Origin of the sequence: Castellaniella sp. (assembly GCF_041677825.1) — a bacterium.
In the GTDB taxonomy this organism is placed as follows: Bacteria; Pseudomonadota; Gammaproteobacteria; order Burkholderiales; family Burkholderiaceae_B; genus Castellaniella.
Genome location: NZ_JBAYPG010000001.1, coordinates 144153 through 162475, shown reverse-complemented (window position 1 = coordinate 162475; position 18323 = coordinate 144153). Strand labels below are relative to the sequence as shown.

At 63.1% G+C, this 18323-nt stretch carries 13 protein-coding genes; 8 read left to right on the top strand and 5 right to left on the bottom strand.

Going from position 1 to position 18323, the window contains the following annotated elements:
- Together WCY17_RS00720 and WCY17_RS00715 are read right to left on the bottom strand one after the other, a co-directional pair.
- On the bottom strand, positions 1 to 624 hold the full coding sequence (locus WCY17_RS00720) for a response regulator transcription factor (RefSeq protein WP_372700243.1): 624 nt from the start codon (positions 622 to 624) through the stop codon (positions 1 to 3).
- The gene (locus tag WCY17_RS00715; RefSeq protein WP_372700242.1) at positions 621 to 2375 is read right to left on the bottom strand and encodes a PAS domain S-box protein; all 1755 of its coding nucleotides are present in this window, start codon (positions 2373 to 2375) and stop codon (positions 621 to 623) included. The genes WCY17_RS00720 and WCY17_RS00715 overlap by 4 nt, the downstream gene beginning before the upstream one ends.
- Positions 2376 to 2621: 246 nt before the next feature.
- Between WCY17_RS00715 and aceE the strand changes: the two genes are divergently transcribed.
- From aceE to purF, 7 genes are all read left to right on the top strand, one after another.
- Positions 2622 to 5333: a pyruvate dehydrogenase (acetyl-transferring), homodimeric type gene (aceE, locus tag WCY17_RS00710; protein WP_372700241.1), complete on the top strand. Its 2712-nt coding sequence runs from the start codon at positions 2622 to 2624 to the stop codon at positions 5331 to 5333.
- Positions 5334 to 5347: 14 nt separating this feature from the next.
- Entirely contained in the window at positions 5348 to 7123 is a 1776-nt protein-coding gene (gene aceF, locus WCY17_RS00705) for a dihydrolipoyllysine-residue acetyltransferase (RefSeq protein ID WP_372700240.1), read from the top strand.
- Positions 7124 to 7132: 9 nt separating this feature from the next.
- Positions 7133 to 8956 (top strand): dihydrolipoyl dehydrogenase, encoded by a 1824-nt coding sequence (lpdA, locus tag WCY17_RS00700; RefSeq protein ID WP_372700239.1) that lies wholly within the window; start codon positions 7133 to 7135, stop codon positions 8954 to 8956.
- Positions 8957 to 9070: 114 nt separating this feature from the next.
- On the top strand, positions 9071 to 10480 hold the full coding sequence (folC, locus tag WCY17_RS00695; RefSeq protein WP_372700238.1) for a bifunctional tetrahydrofolate synthase/dihydrofolate synthase: 1410 nt from the start codon (positions 9071 to 9073) through the stop codon (positions 10478 to 10480).
- Positions 10481 to 10518: 38 nt separating this feature from the next.
- Positions 10519 to 11334, top strand: coding sequence for an SPOR domain-containing protein (locus WCY17_RS00690; RefSeq protein ID WP_372700237.1), 816 nt, complete (start codon positions 10519 to 10521; stop codon positions 11332 to 11334).
- Positions 11331 to 11819, top strand: coding sequence for a CvpA family protein (locus tag WCY17_RS00685; protein ID WP_372700236.1), 489 nt, complete (start codon positions 11331 to 11333; stop codon positions 11817 to 11819). Before WCY17_RS00690 ends, WCY17_RS00685 begins: the two co-directional genes overlap by 4 nt.
- Positions 11820 to 11834: 15 nt before the next feature.
- Positions 11835 to 13349, top strand: a complete 1515-nt coding sequence (gene purF / locus WCY17_RS00680; RefSeq protein WP_372700235.1) for an amidophosphoribosyltransferase — start codon at positions 11835 to 11837, stop codon at positions 13347 to 13349.
- Between the two features lie 15 nt (positions 13350 to 13364).
- On the opposite strand, the gene WCY17_RS00675 is transcribed toward purF, so the two are convergent.
- The 3 genes from WCY17_RS00675 to map form a co-directional block, all read right to left on the bottom strand.
- Positions 13365 to 13844 carry a disulfide bond formation protein B gene (locus WCY17_RS00675; protein WP_372700234.1) on the bottom strand — a complete coding sequence of 160 codons (480 nt, stop codon included), beginning with the start codon at positions 13842 to 13844 and terminating at the stop codon, positions 13365 to 13367.
- Positions 13845 to 13916: 72 nt separating this feature from the next.
- Positions 13917 to 16583 carry a [protein-PII] uridylyltransferase gene (locus WCY17_RS00670; RefSeq protein ID WP_372700233.1) on the bottom strand — a complete coding sequence of 889 codons (2667 nt, stop codon included), beginning with the start codon at positions 16581 to 16583 and terminating at the stop codon, positions 13917 to 13919.
- The gene (gene map / locus WCY17_RS00665) at positions 16580 to 17392 is read right to left on the bottom strand and encodes a type I methionyl aminopeptidase (RefSeq protein ID WP_372700308.1); all 813 of its coding nucleotides are present in this window, start codon (positions 17390 to 17392) and stop codon (positions 16580 to 16582) included. The genes WCY17_RS00670 and map overlap by 4 nt, the downstream gene beginning before the upstream one ends.
- A gap of 171 nt (positions 17393 to 17563) precedes the next feature.
- Between map and rpsB the strand changes: the two genes are divergently transcribed.
- Positions 17564 to 18319: a 30S ribosomal protein S2 gene (gene rpsB / locus WCY17_RS00660; RefSeq protein WP_372700232.1), complete on the top strand. Its 756-nt coding sequence runs from the start codon at positions 17564 to 17566 to the stop codon at positions 18317 to 18319.
- Positions 18320 to 18323: the final 4 nt, after the last annotated feature.

Here is an 18323-nt window from a genome sequence, read left to right as displayed (position 1 = left end):
TCAGGCCTCTTCGGGACGGGTGAGGGCGATCTTCATCAGATCAGCCACCGTGTTGACCTCGAGCTTTTCCATGATGTTTGCACGATGGGCCTCGACCGTCTTGATGCTGATGTTGAGATCGCCCGCAATCTGCTTGTTCAGCCGCCCCGCCACGATCCGTTCGAGCACCTGCTGCTCGCGCGCCGTGAGGCGATCGAGCACGGCCTGCTGGGCGCGCTGCACCTGCATCTCGCGTACGCGGTCCTCGGCCTGGACGAGCATGCCGGCCACGATTTTGCGCAGTTCGGCTTCGTTGAAGGGCTTTTCAAGAAAATCGACGGCCCCCTTCTTCATGGTGGATACGGCCATGGGAACGTCGCCGTGGCCGGTGATGAAGACGATGGGCAAGGGCGCCTTGCGCTCGATCAGGGCTTCCTGGAGTTCGAGGCCGCTCATGCCGGGCATGCGCACATCGGCAATCAACACCCCGATCTGCTCGGAGCTGTAGCTGTCGAGAAACTCTTCGGCGCCCGCATATACCCGGACCTTGTAGCCATTGGCCTCGAGCAGCCAGCGCAGGGAGTCGCGCACGGCTTCGTCATCATCGACGATGAAAATGGTATGGCTGGATTGAAATTCGGTCATGCTTGCGTGTCCTCTATGGTGGCCTCTGCAGGCTCTGGATGATGGGCCGCCTTGGGCAGCGTGAAACGAAAGATGGTGCCCCCTTCGGGGTTGGCGCTGGCCCACAGGCGGCCATGATGAGATTCTATGATGGTACGGCAGATGTTGAGCCCCATGCCCAGACCTTCGGACTTGGTGCTGTAGAACGGCTCGAACAGACGTTCTGGATTGCGCAGGCCATGGCCATGATCGATGACCGCGATTTCGACCAGTGGATGCTGATCGGTGATGTGCAGCAGCACGTTGTGGTGTTCGCTGTGTTCCATGGCCCCGACCCCGTTCTTGAGCAGATTCAGGAGAACCTGCTCGATCAGGATGGGGTCGGCCAGTACGTCCGGCATGGGATCGGGCACGATCTGGGTGATTTCGATCTGTCGTTTTCGGGCATCGATGTCTGCAAACCCCACCGCATTCTCGACGATGCGGGCCAGACTCGTGGCCTGGCGCTGCGGTTCGCTGCGTTTGACGAAGTCACGAATCCGGCTGATGATCTTGCCCGCCCGCTCGGTTTGTTGAGACGCCTTCTCGAGCGCCTGCAACAGCGCGGCATCGGAGGCCGAGCCTGATTTGAGCATGGCGACGGCCGCCATGTTGTAGTTGTTGATTGCCGTCAGGGGCTGGTTCAGCTCGTGGGCAAGCGACGAGGCCATTTCACCCATGGTGGTCAGGCGGCTGGTCAGCTGTGCCTTTTCCTGCTGGATGCGCAGCGCTTCCTCGTGCTTGCGCCGCTCGGTGATGTCGCGTGCGACCTGCAGGCGGACCCTGCGGGAGTCCGTCCAGGCCAGCATGCGGTGATGCACTTCAAACCAGCGTGCGGCCGTCGCGGAATGGATTTCCGTGGTTTCATCGGTGAAGCGGCCCAGGCGGCCACCGAGCAATTCTGCATGGCCGGCTGTCTGCGCCCCGAACAGCCGTCGGTAGATGCGGTTGGCAAACAGCAATTCCAGGCCTTCGGGGGTATCCGCGACCACGGAGATGGCATCGTCCAGCCCTTCGAGCACGGTCATGAAACGCTCGTGAGCGGCTGTCAGGGCTTCGCGGATCCTCTTGGGCTCGGTGATGTCGGTCATCGAGGTCATCCAGCCGATCTGCTCACCCTGTGGGTCGCGCAGGGCCGATACGTACATGCGGGCCGTGAAGTGCGAGCCGTCGCGCCGCTGCGCCTCGATCTCGAGGCCGCTGCTCGGGGTGCGCCCCGAGAGCAGCTGCGCCAGGGTTTCACGATGCTGGTCGTGGCGCCCCGGCAGCCAGTAGGGGAAAGGCGCGGTGCGACCGACCAGATCAGCCTCATTCCAGCCTATCATCCGGCAGAAGGCCGGATTGACATAGGCGATGCGGCCCTGCATGTCGAATACTCGCATCCCGGTCGACATCGAGTTCTCCATGGCGCGCCTGAACCCCGTTTCTGCGATCAGCGCGGCTTCGGCCTGTGTGCGGAAACGCGTGTAGCGCCAGAGCGCGAGCAGGCTGAAGACGATGACCAGAGAGAGTGCGAGGATCACCATCAACAGGCGTTCCTGGCGGGTTTCCTGGTCGATGGTGACGAACATGACGCTGTCGCTGTGCAGGCGCTGCAGCCAGATGAAGGCACCCATGACGCACAGATACAGCACGAGCACGATGGCCGGCGTCAGCCAGTACAGGCGCCGGCTGTTGCGCGCGTGCTCATAGAATGTGGTCGGTATGAGAGACTTTCGCTGTGGTGGGGCCATGGTGGTCGCAAGGTGGCAACGTACGCATTTTAGTCAGGATTCAAGCAATTTGATTTTCATATAATGAAATTTAAACTCATAAAATGAAATTTTACTTGTGTTGCAGTCTGCTCTTCCCTAGAATGAGGACACACGTCCAGTTTCAGGGCTTCCGGCGTCGAAGGCAAGCACCGGCACCCGGCATGAACCTCGGTTCTGGCGCCCCCATCGGGGCACCAGCGATTCAAACCACAGGAGACACATACCATGTCCTCTCTTGATCAAGGTCAGATCAGCACGGCAGACATCGATCCCCAGGAAACACGCGAATGGGTCGATTCGCTCGAGGCCGTGCTCGATCGCGAGGGTGCCGAACGCGCCCATTTCCTCATCGAACAGCTGATCGATCTGGCGCGCCGCAGCGGGGCCCACATCCCGTATTCGCCCAATACGGCCTACGTCAACACCATTCCGCCCGGGCTCGAACCCATGCATCCGGGCAACATGGTGCTCGAAGAGCGTATCCGTTCGTACATCCGCTGGAATGCCATGGCGATGGTGGTCAAGGCCAACCAGATCGATCCCCCCGATGGCGGCAGCCTGGGCGGGCACATCGCCTCGTTCGCGTCTCTTGCCACCATGATCGAATGCGGCCAGAACCATTTCTGGCACGCAGAATCAGCCGATCACGGCGGCGACCTGATCTACTTCCAGGGGCATTCATCGCCCGGCATGTATGCGCGCGCCTTTCTCGAAGGGCGTCTCACCGAAGAGAACCTCGACTGGTTCCGCCAGGAAGTCGGTGGCCAGGGCAAGGGCCTGCCATCCTATCCGCACCCGCACCTGATGCCCGGCTTCTGGCAGTTTTCCACGGTGTCCATGGGGCTTGGCCCCATGATGGCCATCTATCAGGCCCGCTTCCTGAAGTATCTTCATGCGCGCGGCATTGCAGACACCAGCCAGCGCAAGGTCTGGGTTTTCATGGGCGACGGCGAAGTCGACGAGCCCGAATCCCTGGCGGCCATCGGGCTGGCGGCGCGCGAGAAACTCGACAATCTCATTTTTGTCGTCAACTGCAATCTGCAGCGCCTCGATGGGCCGGTGCGCGGCAATGGCAAGATCATCCAGGAACTCGAGGGTGCGTTCCGCGGCAATGGCTGGCATGTCCTCAAGCTGATCTGGGGTGGATACTGGGATCCCCTGTTCGCTCGCGACAAAGATGGTTTGCTGCGCCGCATCATGGAAGAGACCGTCGATGGCGAGTACCAGGCATACAAGGCCAATGATGGCAAGTTCGTGCGCGAAAAATTCTTCGGCAAGCATCCGAAATTGCTCGAAATGGTCAGCCGCATGAGCGATGAAGAGGTCTGGCGCCTGAATCGCGGTGGCCACGATCCACACAAGGTCTATGCGGCCTTTTCGGCGGCGGTGGCCCATCAGGGGCAACCTTCGGTGATTCTGGCCAAGACCATCAAGGGATACGGCATGGGGCACGTGGGGCAGGCCAAGAACCCCACGCACCAGCAGAAAAAACTCGACGTCGATTCCGTGCGCGAATTCCGCGACCGCTTCAACATACCCATCCCCGACGAACAACTCGAGGATCTGCCGTATTTCAGGCCGGCCAAGGATTCGCCCGAAATGAAATACCTGCATGACCACCGGCAGGCACTGGGCGGCTATCTGCCGCATCGCCGCGAAAAGGCCGATCAGTCGCTGCAGGCACCCTCGCTCGATACCTTCAAGGCGGTGCTCGAGCCGACCATCGAAGGGCGTGAAATCTCCACCACGCAGGCATTCGTGAGGGTACTCAACCAGATTCTTCGCGACAAGGAACTCGCGCCACGGGTCGTGCCCATCCTGGTTGATGAATCCCGCACGTTCGGCATGGAGGGCCTGTTCCGGCAGATCGGCATCTATGCCCCGGAAGGCCAGAAGTACGTCCCCGTCGACAAGGGTCAAGTCATGTATTACCGCGAAGCAGCCAATGGGCAACTGCTTCAGGAAGGCATCAACGAGGCGGGCGGGTTCTGCTCCTGGATTGCCGCGGCCACCTCGTATTCGGTCAGCAACCGGATCATGATCCCGTTTTTCATCTATTACTCGATGTTCGGCTTTCAGCGCTTTGGCGATCTCGCCTGGGCGGCGGGCGACATGCTGGCGCGCGGTTTCGTGCTGGGCGGTACCGCCGGGCGTACCACGCTCAATGGCGAGGGCCTGCAGCACGAAGATGGGCACAGTCACATCCAGGCCTCGCTGATTCCCAATTGCGTGGCCTACGACCCGTCGTTTGCCCACGAGGTCGCCGTCATCATCCAGAGCGGCATCCAGCGCATGATGCAGGATCAGGAAAACGTCTTCTTCTACATCACCGTGATGAACGAGAACTATCCCCAGCCGGGGCTGGCCAAGGGCGATGAGGAGGGCATACTCAAGGGCATGTACCGCTTGCGTTCGGCGGGCCGCAAGAACAACAGGGCGCATGTACAGCTCATGGGCTCGGGCACGATCCTGCGCGAAGTCATGGCCGCCCAGGACATGCTCGAAAAAGACTGGGGGGTGTCCTCGGATCTCTGGAGCGTGACCAGCTTCACCGAACTGCGCCGCAATGGGCTCGATGCAGAGCGCCACAATCTGCTGCATCCTGGCGGGCCGCAGCAAGAGGCGTATGTCACGCAGCAACTCAGGTCGACCAAGGGGCCCATCGTGGCGTCCACCGACTATATCAAGGCTTTCCCGGACATGATTCGTCCGTTCATCCCCGAAGGGCGGCGCTATCGCGTGCTGGGTACCGATGGTTTCGGGCGCTCGGACTTCCGTTCCGAACTGCGCAAGCATTTCGAGATCGATCGTCACTTCGTGGTGCTGGCTGCCTTGCGCAGTCTGGCCGATGAGGGCACGATCGATATCTCCAAAAGTGTCGAAGCGCTCGCCAGATATGGCATCGACCCCGACAAGGCCAATCCACAGTACGCCTGAGGAGGACAGCAAGCATGAGCAACACCATTGAAATCAAGGTTCCGGATATCGGCGATTTCGATTCGGTCGAAGTCATCGAGGTCCTGGTGGCAGTGGGTGATGTCATACAGACCGAACAAGGTCTGATCACGGTCGAATCCGACAAGGCCTCCATGGAGATCCCGGCATCGGAAGGTGGCACCATTCGCCAGATCAGGGTACAGGTCGGTGACAAGGTCAAGGAAGGCTCGGTCATCCTCGAACTCGAGCCCGCCGTGGCGCAGGCCGAAGCCGCACCCGAGGCACGCGATGCAGTACCGGCGGCCGCCGCGCCGGCCAGGGTCGAGCCCGCAGCACCGCCCGCAGCCGCGGCACCGGCCGGCCTGGGTGGCGTGCTGCCGGTGTTGGTGCCCGACATCGGCGACTTCGACGAGGTCGAGGTCATCGAGGTTCTGGTGGCGCCAGGCGACCTGATTCAGGCCGAACAGGGTTTGATCACGGTCGAATCCGACAAGGCCTCCATGGAAATCCCGGCGCCCGCAGGCGGTACAGTCAAGGCTTTGAGCATCAAGGTGGGCGACAAGGTGTCACAGGGCTCCGAAATCATGCAGATCGAAGTCGCCGATGCCCCGCCCGCCGACAATGGCGCCCCCGCGCAGGCCCCTCAGCCACCCGGGGCACCATCCGCGGCCCCCGCAGGGGCTGCCGCGCCCGAAGTCAGCCATGCGGCGCAGGCCGTACCCGGCGTCCCGACCGACGTACCGGCCGGGCCCGGTACCGTCGGGCCGGCACCCGTGCAGGCTGGCTCTGCAGAACCCGACACCCTGGCCTCGCGTGCACCGGTGCGCACCTCACCCACCGCCTCGTACGCAGATGCCGATGTACCGTTACGCAATCTGCCGCATGCGTCGCCGTCCGTGCGCAAGTTTGCACGGGAACTCGGGGCCGATCTGGCGCACATCACGGGTTCGGGCCCCAAGAACCGCATCACGATGGACGACGTGCGCACCTATGTGAAGCAGGCCCTGGCCACGGGCGGGGCCAGCCCTGTGGGGACCACGCTGCCGGCTGGTGAAGGGTTCAGCGTGCTGGGCTGGCCAAAGGTGGATTTCGCGAAATTCGGAGAAATCGAGGCCAGGCCGTTGTCCCGGATCAAGAAAATCTCCGGTGCCAACCTGCATCGCAACTGGGTGATGATCCCCCACGTCACCAACAATGATGTGGCTGACATCACCGATCTCGAAGCCCTGCGCCAGCAGCTCAATGACGAGTACAGGAAATCGGGCATCAAGGTCACCATGCTGGCCTTTCTGATCAAGGCGGTGGTTGCGGCACTCAAGACGCATCCCGAGTTCAACGCGTCGCTCGAGGGCGAGAATCTCATTTTCAAGAAATACTTCCATATCGGTTTCGCGGCCGATACACCCCATGGCCTGGTGGTGCCTGTGATTCGCGATGCGGATCGCAAAGGGGTGCTCGAACTCGCGCGCGAAACGGCCGAACTGGCCAGCCTGGCCCGTGAAGGCAAGCTCTCGCCGGGCCAGATGCAGGGCGGATGCTTCTCCATTTCTTCGCTCGGTGGCATTGGTGGCACTGACTTCACGCCCATCATCAATGCCCCCGAAGTGGCCATCCTGGGGGTTTCCCGGGCAGCCATGCAGCCCGTCTGGAATGGCAAGAAATTCCGGCCGCGCCTGATGCTGCCGCTGTCCCTGTCGTATGACCACCGGGTGATCGACGGGGCGGCAGCAGCGCGGTTCAATGCCTTTCTGGCAAGCCTGCTGGCGGATTTTCGCCGCATCATACTCTAAGGAAAACCCATGAGCATCAGCGAGCTGAATGTGCCCGACATCGGTGATTTCGATGCGGTGGAAGTCATCGAGATCCTGGTGGCAGTGGGCGACACCATCGTGCCGGAGCAGGGCCTGGTCACCGTTGAATCCGACAAGGCGTCCATGGAGATCCCCGCGGACCGGGGTGGCGTGGTTCGCGAGATTCTGGTCAAGATTGGCGACAAGGTGTCCGAAGGCAGCCCGCTCGCGCGGATCACCGAAGAATCTGGCGCCAAGGCCCAGGGGCCGGATGCCGTCACGGCAACCGAGAGCCCGGCTGGCGCGGCCGATATGGATGCGTCCGATCCGGCTGCCAGCGAGCACGCTGAAACAAGCGCGCAGGCCACGGGGGCGCAGGCGCACGAAGCGCCGGCTGCAGAGGGTGCGGCGGGTGCCGCGCAGCTCGATTGCGACGTACTGGTACTGGGCGCGGGTCCAGGGGGCTATTCTGCTGCCTTCCGGGCCGCCGACCTGGGGCTCGATGTCATTCTGGTCGAACGGCACTCCAGCCTGGGCGGGGTCTGCCTCAATGTGGGCTGCATCCCCTCAAAGGCCCTGCTGCACAGCGTTTCGGTCCTCGAAGAGGCCAAGGCCCTGGCTGCGCATGGCATCCGTTTCTCCGAACCCGAAATCGATCTGGATGCGCTGCGCAAGCACAAGGACACGGTGGTCAACAGATTGACCACCGGTCTGGCTGGCATGGCCAGGGCGCGCAAGGTCACGGTGCTCACAGGGGAAGGGCGCTTTGCCGATGCCAATCACCTGCACGTCCGAGCCACTGACGGCGCAACGACGATCCTCCAGTTCAGGTCGGCCATCATTGCGGCAGGCAGCGAGGCCGTGCAATTGCCCTTCCTGCCCAGGGACCCGCGCGTCGTGGATTCCACCGGGGCGCTCGCGCTCGCGGCCATACCCCGGCGGATGCTCATCATCGGAGGCGGGATCATCGGGCTCGAAATGGGTACGGTCTATTCGGCGCTGGGTGCCCGTCTGGATGTGGTCGAAATGCTGCCCGCACTGATGACAGGCGCCGATCGCGATCTGGCCAGGGTCTGGGAAAAGCGCAATGCCTGGCGCTTCGATCACATCATGCTCAACACCCGCACGGTTGCTGCCGAAGCCACGGCCGAGGGCATCCTGGTGCACTTCGAGGGGGCGGGGGCACCCGCCGAACCGCAGCGCTACGACCTGGTTCTGCAAGCGGTGGGCCGTCGGCCCAATGGCCAGAAACTCGACGCTCAGAAAGCCGGCGTCCACGTGACGGAACAGGGTTTCATACCGGTTGACCAACAGATGCGCACCAATGTTCCGCATATCCATGCCATCGGTGACATCGTCGGCCAGCCCATGCTCGCGCACAAGGCGGTGCATGAAGGCCACGTGGCAGCCGAAGTCATTGCCGGCCAGAAATCATTTTTCGACGCCCGGGTGATTCCATCCGTTGCGTATACCGATCCCGAGGTGGCCTGGGTGGGGCTTGGCGAAGACGAGGCACGCAAAGAAGGGGTGGTCGTCAGGAAAGGGCTGTTTCCCTGGCAGGCTTCCGGGCGGGCCATTGCCAATGGGCGCGACGAGGGCTTCACCAAACTCCTGTTCGATGCCGACAGCGGGCGCATCCTGGGCGGCGGCATCGTGGGCACCCACGCGGGCGATCTCATCGGCGAAGTGGCGCTGGCCATCGAAATGGGGGCCGACTCGGTCGATATCGGCCAGACGATCCATCCTCACCCGACGCTCGGTGAATCGATTGGCATGGCCGCGGAAGCAGCCGACGGCCATTGCACCGATCTGCCTCCGGTGCGGCGCAGATAAAAGCCGGATCCTGGCGGCAGTAGCGGTACACCCGCAAGGGTGAACCCATCGGAAAACAGGGGCAGGTGCTAACATCAGCACCTGTCGTTTTCCCTGTCCGAGTCCAGAACCCCCATGTCTCCTGCTGCGATTGTCCCGGCGCCGGGCGCTTCCCTGGCCAATTGGTTGTCCTATATCGAGACGTTGCATCCGCAGGCAATCGATCTGGGGCTCGAGCGTGTGCGCCAGGTGGCCGAACGTCTCGAACTCGCGCTCGATTGCACCAGGATCGTGGTGGCCGGCACCAATGGCAAGGGATCGACCTGTGCCATGCTCGAATCCATTTTGCTGAACGCCGGATACAAGGTCGGCAAGTACACCTCACCTCATCTCCTGCACTTCAACGAGCGCATTCGCATCCAGGGCGTCGAAGCAGCCGATGGCGACATCGTGCGCGCGCTCGAGCGCGTCGAGGCCCGACGCCAGGGGGTCAGCCTGACCTATTTCGAAATGACCACCCTGGCGGCCCTCCAGCTGTTCCAGGACGCAGGCCTGGATGTCGTCGTGCTCGAAGTCGGTCTTGGCGGGCGGCTCGATGCCGTCAACATCGTCGATGCAGACTGCGCCATACTGACCAGCGTAGACCTGGATCACACCGAGTGGCTGGGCCACACCCGCGAAGCAATTGGCCTCGAAAAGGCGCATGTATTCCGCCCTGGCAAACCGGCCATCTGCGCCGATCCCATGCCCCCAGACAGCGTGGTCGAGCACGCCGGCAGAATCGGGGCCGATCTCTGGCGGGTCGGGGTCGATTTCAATTATTCGGGCGATCGGCAGCAATGGGCCTACGGTGGCCGTGGACAGCGCCGCAACGCGCTGGTGTACCCTGCCTTGCGCGGTGCCAACCAACTGCTCAATGCGTCGGCCGCCCTGGCTGCACTCGAGGCGCTGCGCGACCGGCTGGTGGTTACCCAGCAAGAGGTGCGCCAGGGCCTCCTGCATGTGCAGTTGCCCGGTCGACTGCAGATCCTGCCGGGCCTGCCGCACACGATTCTCGATGTGGCACACAACCCGCATGCGGTGGCGGCGCTGGGCCAGAACCTCGACAGCATGGGGCATTATCCGCATACCTTTGCGGTGGTCGGCATGTTGCATGACAAGGCCATTGCCGAAACTCTGCAGCGTCTGTCCAGTCGGGTGGATCGCTGGATGTGCGCTACCCTGGGCGGGCCACGGGGCACGCGCGCTGAAGAACTGGCGGATATCGTGCGCCAGATCGGCGGCGACCAGGCGCCGGTCGATCCCTTCATGGCGCAGACCAGCGAAGTGCGCCGCAGCCACAAGCCCGGGGTTCGACCCATGGCGCGACCCGCCGTGCAGGCCCGTGATGTGCGCGTTCATGCCTTCGACAACCCGGTGCTGGCCTTTGCCGAAGCCCGCAGGATGGCGACGGACAATGATAGAATTCTGGTGTTTGGCTCGTTTGCCACAGTGGGTCCTGTGCTTGAAGTCCTGCGCCAGGAAGGCCGGGATGTCCTGCCATGAACAGACCTTCGCCTCCAGTCTGATGGGTATGCTGCACCATGTTCTTTCGCAAGAAAACTGAGCCCGAACGGCGTCCGGCATCTCGCGGTGGGGCTGCTGAAGCGGCCCGGATCAAGGAATTGCGCATCCAGGCCCGGCGGCGCCTGGTCGGTGCCCTGGTTCTGGTACTGACTGCGTTCATTCTGGTCACATGGCTGTTCGACGAGCCGGTATCCGAACCCGCACCAGCGCCCATCATCGTCCCGGCGCCGCCGTCGGGCCTGCCATCGGGCGACGAGTTTTCGGCGCTGCCCGGGTCCGATGATCCGGCGATACCCGATACGGCATCGGGTCTCGTCACGCCCCTGGACGACACCCCGGGGGCCTCGGCGAACGCCTCCGATACCCCGCCGGCCGAGTCTCCTGCCGATACCCAGGCCAGCACGCCGTCCACGCGCACCGAAACGGGTACGGACACGCCGGCCAGCCAGCCAGTCGAGTCTGCGCCAGCCCGCGACGCGGCCCGCCCGGCGCCGGCGGCGGGCGCAGAGGCTCGCACAGACGATGGCGCTGTGGCCCTGGCGCTGCTGGCCGGCAAGACCCCGCCTTCGGCTGCGAGTGCTTCCGGTGCCGCCGGGTCGGGGCGCTACTACCTCCAGGTGGCCGCCTATGCGACCGAGCAGGATGCCATCAAGCGTCGCGACAGCCTGCACCAGGCCGGCGTGAGCAATGCCTATGTAGAAACAGCGCAGTCGGGCGGTCGCACCGTGCACCGTCTGCGGGTAGGCCCATTCAGCTCCCATGAGGCCGCGCAGGCAGCCCAGACCCGTCTCAGGGCCCTGGGCTACGAAAACGGCCTCATCGCCGGCCAGTGACCAGCTTCGACTACTTCGTGCTGGCCATTCTGGCCGTGTCGGCCATCATCGGCTTGCTGCGCGGATTCCTGCGCGAGGTCCTGTCGCTCGTCGCCTATCTCGCGGCATTCATGGCCGCGATCTGGTGGGGCCCACGGGCCTCCGAACTGCTGGTTCCGTTGATCGACAACGGCCTGTTGCGCAATCTGGCTGCCTATGCGGCCGTATTCATCATCGGGCTTTTGCTGCTGGGCCTGCTCAACATGGCCCTGGGGGCCCTGGTCGATCGAACCGGCCTGACACCGGCAGACCACGGGCTGGGGGCCTTGTTCGGTGCGGTGCGCGGGATCGTGCTCATACTCGCTCTGGTGGGCCTGGCGGGTTATACCGAACTGCCCAAAGAGCCCTGGTGGCGGCAGGCGCGTACGTCGGCGGCCGCGGAACGCGGCTTCGTGCATGTCAAGTCCATGCTGCCGGCCTCGATTGCCGAACTTCTTCCTTACTAGCCGGAATCTCATTGCATGTGTGGAATCGTGGGCGTGATGGGCAAGAGCCCTGTCAATCAGCTGATTTACGACAGTCTGCTGCTGCTGCAGCACCGCGGCCAGGACGCGGCCGGCATGGCCACCGCAAGCGGGCCTTTCTTCAACATGCACAAGGCCCACGGCCTGGTCCGTGATGTCTTCCGTACCCGCAACATGCGGGCCCTGCCGGGCCACAGCGGGCTGGGCCAGGTACGCTACCCTACGGCGGGCTCCAGCGCGAGCGTGGATGAAGCCCAGCCTTTCTATGTGAACGCGCCGTTTGGCATCACGTTCGTGCACAATGGCAACCTGACCAACTGGCACGCCCTGCGCGAATCGCTGTTCAACCATGACAAACGGCACATCAATACCAATTCCGACTCCGAGGTCCTGCTGAACGTCTTTGCACACGAACTGCAGCAGGCATCCAACGGCGCCACACTGGATGCGCAAGTCATCTTCGAAGCCGTGCGTGCGGTGCACCGCAGGGTGCGTGGCGCCTATGCCGTCATCGCCCACATCAGCCGTTTCGGGCTGGTGGCCTTTCGCGACCCGCATGGCATCCGGCCGCTTTGCCTGGGGCGGCATGAAACCGATGAGGGCACCGAGTGGATGCTGGCCTCGGAATCGGTGGCGCTGACCGGCACCGGGTTTTCACTGGTGCGCGATATCGCGCCTGGCGAGGCCGTGATCATTGCCGAAGACGGTGAACTCAGCCGGGCCCAATGCGCCGATCCGGCGACCCAGCGCACGCCCTGCATTTTCGAGTATGTGTACTTTGCACGACCGGATTCGATCATGGATGGCATCTCCGTGTACAACGCGCGCCTGCATATGGGTGAGTATCTGGCCGATCATGTCGCCAAAAGCCTGCGTCTGGGCGATATCGACGTGGTGATGCCGATTCCTGATTCATCCAGGCCCTCGGCCATGCAACTGGCGTCGCATCTGGGGCTGGATTACCGCGAAGGTTTCATCAAGAACCGCTATATCGGCCGGACTTTCATCATGCCGGGCCAGGCCGTGCGCAAGCAATCGGTGCGCCAGAAACTGAGCGCCATCGATGTCGAGTTTCGCGGCAAGAACGTGCTGCTGGTCGATGACTCCATCGTGCGCGGCACCACCAGCCGGCAGATCGTTGAAATGGCCCGGGGCGCGGGCGCGCACAAGGTGTATTTCGCATCGGCTGCGCCCGCCGTTCGCTTTCCGAATGTGTACGGCATCGATATGCCCACCCAGGACGAACTGATTGCAACAGGCCGCACGACGGACCAGATCGCGGCCGAGATCGGTGCCGACGGCCTGGTATTCCAGAACCTGGCCGATCTGGAGCAATCGCTGCGGGACCTCAACCCGGCACTCGAAACGTTCGAATCATCGTGCTTCAACGGACAATATGTCACAGGTGACATCGACCCGGCCTATCTGGCACGCCTGGCGGTCGAACGCCATCAGGGTCAGCGCTCGGGGGCCATCATCAGCCCGGCAGCCGACGAGGGTCCACTGAACTGATCCGGCCTGCGAGCATCAGGCCTTGCGCAGCAGCACCCAGGCCGACAGCAGGGCACAGACCAGAAAGCAGGCCAGCCCCCACAGGGCATACTCGAGCCCGAGCAGGCTGACCCGCGCGTCGCTGCAACTGGCCTGAATGCCGAACAGCCAGGGCAGGGCGCCATCCAGCCCGGATTCGGTCATGAAGCGATCGGCGAATGTCTGCGCACATGAAAACGACACCGCCGCGACCCGATACTGGTACCAGGCCGCCGTAACACCCGAGGCGGAGGCCAGCACTATCATGAAGGCACCCAGCCGTTGCCAGGCACCGGATTCCCGGCCTGCACTGGCCAGCAGGCTGATCACGGCGATGACCAGCAGGATGAAACGCTGCAGCACACACCAGGCACAGGGCCGCATGCCGAACAGGTGCTGCGAGATCAGCGCCACCGCCAATGCGGCGATACAGACCAGGGCCAGAAGGCGCAGAGCGAAACGGGATGTGGGCAACATGTTGGCAGGTCGGCAGGCAGCTTCAGGATCAGGCGTCAGTGTACGCGATCATGGGCCTGGGGATCGAGCGGCTCAGCCGTTGTGCCGATCATCCCGCACAGGGATGTCCGTGTCCTTTTCAGGCATGTCCATGGTCTTGTCAGGGATGCCCGCATCTTTTTCCGGCATGCCCAGTACGTTGAGCAGGTCCCGTTCGAACTGCCTTTGGGTGCGCACCTGATCGAGGTTCGTGCCTTCCAGGATGAAGATGTCTTCGATACGGTCGCCCAATGTCATGATCTTGGCCATTTTGAGATCGATGCCATAGTGGGTGAAAACACGCGCGAGATCATGCAGCAGGCCGGGGCGGTCGGCGGCCTGGATGGACAGCCTCCAGCTGTGTTGTTGGCCATCGGCCACCAGCTTGATATCGGGTACCACCGGAAATACCAGGGCGCGGCGCGAGCGACGCAAGCGGGCACCGTGCGGTGAAGCGACATCCGGCCGGCCCTCGAGGACTGCCTGCAGGCCATGTTCGAGCAGGGCCGCACGCGCTCTGGGGTCGCGTTCACCCTCGGGCAACAGGACAATGAAGCTGTCCAGTGCCCAGCCCTGGCGCGTCGTGTGGATGCGTGCATCCTGGATGCCCAGCCCGTGCCGGTCGAAGCAGGCGCAGATGTCCACGAACAAGTCGGCCCGATCGGGGGCATAGACCATGACCTGCAGGATGTCGCCCGGAACAGGGACGCGCACGCGCACCACGGGGTCCGGCCCGACGTGCAGTGCGTGCAACTGGCGTGTATGCCACGCGATTTCATTGGCATCATGGCGCAGGAAGTACGCGACATCCAGTTGTGCCCAGAACGCATCCCGGCTTTCGTCACGCAGCCCCATGAGCCTGATTTCCGCAGCTGCGGCCTCTTTGCGCAAGGCAAGCACGGCATGGGCATCCGGCTGGGCGCCACCCAGCGCCTCGAGGGTTCTGTGATACAGCTCTTCGAGCAGCCGGCCTTTCCAGGCATTCCAGATCTGCGGCCCGGTGCCGCGAATGTCGGCAACCGTCAACAGGTAGAGCGCCGCGAGCCTGCGCTGCGATCCGACGCGCAGGGCGAACTCGTGGATGACGTCCGGGTCGCTGAGATCCTTTTTCTGCGCCACCCTGGACAGGGTCAGGTGCTCGCGCACGAGAAAATCCAGCAGTTGGGTGGCTGGGCGATCCAGGCCATGGCGGCGCGCAAAGCGCCGCACCTCGGCGGCCCCGAGGATTGAATGGTCTCCGCCACGCCCCTTGGCGATGTCATGGAACAGGGCGGCGACATACAACAGCCACGAGTCGTCCAGATCCGCCATCAACTGGCTGGCCAGCGGGTATTCCTGGGCGTGCTCGGGCTGCGTGAAGCGCCGCAGGTTGCGCACCACCATGAGCAGGTGCTGGTCCACGGTATAGGCGTGAAACAGATCATGCTGCATCTGGCCCACGATTCGACGAAACGGCGGCAGGTAGCGTGGCAGGATGTTCCACAAGGCCATGTCGCGCAAGGCATGCACAATGCCGCGTGGTTGCTGCAGAATCTGGAGAAAGATCTGGCGATGTCCGGGGTCTTCACGGAAATTGCGATCGATGCGCTGGCGGGCGTGCCACATGGCCCGCAGGGTGCCCGCCGTCATGCCCTGAAGGCGCGGATTCTGCTGCATCACCAGAAATGCCTTCAGCAGCAGCCCGGGCTGCTGCGCAAAGGCGTCTTCGTCCTTCAGAGCCAGGCGATCACGGCGTACGATGAAATCGTCGTCCAGGCCCAGATCCTCACCGCAGGGCAGGGGGAAGAGGCGCTCTTCGAGATTCAGCATGAGCAGGCGGTTCATCTGGCTGACGACATGGGCTGCCCAGTAGTACCGTTGCATCAGCAGCTCGCTCGCGCGCCTGGGTGGACACTCGACAAACCCGTACAGCTGGGCCAGACGCGGTTGCAGATCGAACAGTACCCGGTCTTCACGGCGTGCGCAGAGTATGTGCAGTTCGATGCGCAGCCGCTTGAAGGCCAGTTCGGCGCGACGCAGCGATCTGAACTCGGCTGCCGTCAGCAGGTCGGTTCGGGCGACTGCGCGCCAATCTTTGCCGTAGCCGGCGGCGCGCGCCAGCCACAGCAGAACCTGCAGGTCCCTGAGGCCACCCGGAGACTCTTTGCAATTCGGTTCGAGTGCATAGGGCGTATCCTGATGATGCGCATGGCGCTGCTGCATCTCGGCCCGCTTGTCCAGATAGAACTGGCGCGGGTTGAGTTCGGCCTGCAACTGGCTGGAGAAACGCCCGAAGAGCGCTCGGCTGCCCGCGAGCCAGCGCGCTTCCAGCATCGAAGTCTGCACCGTGATGTCGGCAGCGGCCAGCTGCCGGCACTGTTGCAGCGTGCAGACATTGTGTCCCGGTTCGAGACCTGCGTCCCACAGAGCGGCCACCAGCGCCTGGATGCGGGCCTGGGCCCCGGCATCGGCTGGCTGGTTCAACAGGATCAGCAGATCCAGATCCGAACCCGGGTAGAGTTCACCGCGGCCATACCCCCCAACCGCAGCCAGACAGGCGCCGGCCGGCAGGGGATAGTGGCCCAGCAGGGCCTTGACAGCCTCATCGGCAGCCAGCCGCAAGGCTCGCAGCAGGGTTTCTGGCCGCAGATGGTCGCGCCAGGCAGCCAATGCCTGGCTGCGGCGCTGCAGCAACCGGCTGCGAACTGCAGCGATTGCACCGTCCGGGCGCACAGGGTTCACGCAGTGCTGGATTGCTCTGCCAGGCGCGGCGGCGCCGGCATGCCTGGCGAGACCGTCAGCACTTCGTGGCCCGCGTCAGTCACCAGAACCGTGTGTTCCCATTGTGCGGACAGGCTGTGGTCGCGGGTGACCACTGTCCACTGATCGGCCAGTGTGCGGATTTCGCGCCGCCCTGCATTGATCATGGGCTCTATGGTGAAGATCATCCCTGGTTCCAGCCGCTGGCCGCTGCCGGGCTGGCCATAATGCAGCACCTGGGGATCCTGGTGGAAGCGCCGCCCGACCCCGTGGCCGCAATACTCGCGCACGACCGAGAAGCCCGCCCGTTCGGCGTGCTTCTGTATGGCGTGGCCGATGTCGCCCAGGGTGGCACCGGGGCGCACCTGGTGGATCCCCAGCCACATGCATTCGTAGGTTGTATCGATCAGGCGCCGCGCCAATATGGAGGGCTCGCCGACCTGGAACATGCGGCTGGTATCCCCGAACCAGCCATCCTTGATGATGGTGATGTCCATGTTCAGGATGTCGCCGTTCTTGAGTTTCCGGTCGCCCGGAATGCCATGACAGATGACGTGATTCACGGACGTGCAGATGGAGGCCGGATAGGGCGGATAACCCGGGGGCGCGTAGCCCACGGTTGCGGATTCGACCTTCAGTTCGTCGGTCAGGTATTGCATGCACAGTTCATCCAGCGTGCGTGTGGTGACTCCGGCCTTGACATGAGGCGCCAGATAATCGAGAACGCTGGCGGCGGCCTGGCATGCGGCACGCATCTGGTCGAGTTCGTGGGGGTCGGTGACGAGGGGAATCATGGGTGCTTGATCGTATGGTATTGGAAATGCTAGAATAACTGGCTTGGCACTTTTTGGCCAAGTTGCTTTTGAATAGCGTACCCTGGCCTTCCAAGGGTGTCTGATGCGGGTTCATGTTAGCCCCGGATACTGGCCAGGTACAAGACCGAACCCTTTTGGAGAATTTTCATGAGCCTCATGCGCGACATGCTCGAAGCCGGTGTCCACTTTGGCCACCAGACCCGTTTCTGGAACCCGAAAATGGCCGAATACATCTTCGGCCAGCGCAACAAGATCCATGTCATCAACCTCGAGCGCACGGTCGAGAAATACCTCGAGGCCGCCCAGTTCGTACGGCAGCTGTCGGCCCGCAAGGGCATCATCCTGTTCGTCGGCACCAAGCGGTCTGCCCGCGAACTCGTCGCAGCCGAAGCACAGCGCTGTGGCATGCCGTATGTCGACAGCCGCTGGCTGGGTGGCATGATGACCAACTTCAAGACGGTCAAGTCATCCATCAAGCGGCTCAAGGAAATGGAAACCCAGCTGGCAGATGGCGCGACCGAGCAGATGAGCAAGAAAGAAGCGCTCATGTTCGAGCGCGAAATGGCCAAGCTGAACAAGTCCATCGGTGGCATCAAGGACATGAACACCTTGCCCGACGCACTGTTCGTCGTCGATGTCGGCTATCACAAGATCGCCGTGGCCGAAGCCCGCACCCTGGGTATTCCAGTGGTGGGCGTGGTCGACACGAACCACTCGCCCGAAGGCATCGAGCACGTCATTCCCGGCAACGATGACTCCGCCAAGGCGATCGCCCTGTATGCCCACGGCATGGCCGACGCCGTGCTTGAAGGTCGCGAGCAGAGCCTGCATGGCCTGGTCGAGGAGCTCGCCGAAGGCGAAGAGTTCATCGAAGTCGAGACCGAAGAACCCGAGCAGGAATGACGTC